This is a genomic window from Kribbella sp., assembly GCF_035687465.1.
Classification (GTDB): domain Bacteria; phylum Actinomycetota; class Actinomycetes; order Propionibacteriales; family Kribbellaceae; genus Kribbella.
The window spans coordinates 1-2,598 of record NZ_DASRXP010000104.1 but is presented as its reverse complement, the minus strand read 5'-3'; the positions used below and the strand labels follow the sequence as shown (position 1 = coordinate 2,598).

2 protein-coding genes are annotated in these 2,598 nt (G+C 66.1%); both read right to left on the bottom strand.

Annotation, left to right across the window (positions count from 1 at the left end):
• A partial coding sequence (locus VFG33_RS05255; protein ID WP_325022970.1) for a hypothetical protein occupies window positions 1-771 on the bottom strand: 771 nt, incomplete at its 3' end.
• A gap of 2 nt (window positions 772-773) precedes the next feature.
• Window positions 774-2,598: phage tail tape measure protein (locus VFG33_RS05250; RefSeq protein ID WP_524538117.1), on the bottom strand; the 1,825-nt coding region annotated here is incomplete at its 5' end.

Sequence of the window (2,598 nt, the reverse complement as noted above, 5' to 3'; positions counted from 1 at the left end):
AGCGATCGTCGCGTTCCCTGCCAGCACGGCAGTGATCGTCGCGTACTCGGCGAGCATCGACGCGATCGTGTACGCGGACCCGACAACAGCCGGGCCCGGAATAGCAACCTCAGTGAGAGGGACCTGCCAATACCTGCGCTCCGGGAACATGTAGAACTCCGCGTCCGGCCCGGGCTCCCTGCTCACGTCGCCATGGGCGAAGTAGCCACCGGGGAACTGGTCCATCACCGCCGGCCGCTGCAGGAGCAGCACCTCGCCCGATGCGAACAGGTAGTCGAGGTCACGCTCATCCGACGCGGACTCGGTGCGGAGTTGCAGCGTGAACTCCCTCGAGCTGCCGATGTCGGACACCGCGACCGGCATGGTGCGGCCGACCACATCGAACAGGGAACTGCGGGCCCGCCGACTGATCGGGAACCGCACCGACGCCTCGACCTCACGGTTCAGGAACGGCGCGGCCGGGACCTTCATCCAGATCGCGGTCAGGTCCTGCGTGATGGTCGTTGTGAAGCTGGCCTGCAGGACACCGGCCGCGTTGTACGACGCGATCTGGTAGCCGAGCAGGACCCCCGGCACGAACTCGTAATCGTCGATGTTCAGCACGCCGCCACCACCGGAGATCGCTGCCGGGTTCGCGCCGCGGATCAGCGTGTAGGTGATGTAGTTGTCCGTCGTACGCCACACCAGCGCGTGATCGGCGGTGGCTCCGAGCGCTGTCGCGGCGAGCCGGATCCTCGACAGGATCGGGTCATAGGTGGCGGTGAGTCCCATGGTCAGCCCGCCTTCACGGTGCGCTTGAGTTCACGGTTTTTGGTCCGGACCGTGTTGTCGATCCGGCCCTGCAGCTGCTCGCCGTCGATCGTGACGTAAACGATCGTGTCGCCGACGTTGACCGCGGGGACGCCAGCCCCGCTACCGCCGAGGGCGCCGGCCAGAGCCACTGACGGCCTCAGGGCCGCGTCACCGAATCCGGTCTGTACCGCGGTAGCGAGCCGGGCGGCGGCGATCTGCGTGGCGCCGACCTTCGCGCCGAGACCATCGGTCAGGAACCCGACGAGTCGCTTACCCGCGCCGCCGTTGTTCCACGAACGAAGCGGGCCGTCCTTCACCGGAGAGCCCGGGAAGAAGTCCTTGATTGCGCCGGCGACTTTGCCCGCCGCGTCCTTGATTGCGCCGAGCTTCGACGTGAGGCCGTTGGCCAGCCCGGAGATGAGCTTCGCCCCGGCGTCGAAAAGGAGGCTACCGACGTCGCCGAGCGCCGAGAGCGCCTTGCCGGGCAGCGAACCCACCAGTGAGGTGAGGCTCGACACCCTGCCTGTGACACCGGACACGATCCCGGCGATGAAGTCTTTACCCTTCTGCACCAGCGTGGACGCGGCGTTACCGATCGCGGACTTGACCTTGCCAGGCAAGTCCTGGAAGAAGCTGATCACCTTGCCGAACGTGCTCGTGATAGCGCTCAGCACGGTCCCGGCGACACTCTTGATCTTGTCGAAGTTCTTCACGATCAGCAGGACCGCGAGCCCGATGGGGCCGGTGACGATCGCGAGCAGCAGTGGCCAGTTCTTCTTCACCCAGTTGAACGCGAACGAGGCCGCCGCCTGCACGGCGTGGAAGGCACCGTCCACGATGGCGCGGAACTTGTCCGAGGTTTTGTAGGCGTACACGAGCGCGGCGATAAGGCCGACGATGGCCAGCACCACGATGCCGATTGGGTTCAGAGCCATGACCAGATTCAGTGCGGCCTGCACAGCGGCGTAGGCTTTCGTGGCCGCGGAGATGATCAGGAGCACGCCCTGGTAGGCCTTGAACGCCAGGACCATGGCACCGATGCCCACGGCAACAGCACCGACAAGAGTGGAGTTGTCCCGCAGGAACCCGGTGAACTTCGCGAGGCCGGGCAGCACAGTGCCGGTGATGAACTTGCCCATCTCGCCGAGGGCGTTGCCGAGTAGCTTCGCGACCGCGACGACCTTCGGGCCGGCGTCCCGTGCTAGAGGCAGGAACGCGGCGACAAGGTTCCGCACCACCGGCACTACGCCGTTCGCGATCTTCTGCGCCAGCTGCACGATCACCGGGACGACCTGCGACCGGACGAACCCGCCGAACTCCCGCAGCTTCGGGACCACCTTCGACTCGAACAGGCCGGACAGTTTCGCTGCGGCCGGGAACACCTTCGACAGCATGAAACCGGCGATCGCACCGAGCACCGGGAGCACGCCGCCGCCGATCGTCTCTCCGAGCTCGTCCATCACCAGCTGGAATCGCTTGTACTTCCCGGCGGTCGAGTCGGCCGCAGTCGCGGACTGGCCGGCGAACGTCTTCGCTAGGTCCTTCTGGATCTGCGCGAACGATTTCGTCTTCCCCGATGCGTCCTTGGTCGCGATGCCCAGCTTCGCGAGGCCACCCACTGAACCGTTCTGTGCCTTCGCCAGGGCGGCGGTGACGGTGCCGAGGTCCTTACCGGTGCCTGCGGACACATCCATCGCCAACCCCATCAGGCCCTGCGCTTTACCGACGTCCTTGGTCGCAGCGACCAGCTTCGCCAGGGCCGGCCGCATCTCGTCGTCAGTGATGCCGGTAGCAACGCCTGTCCTC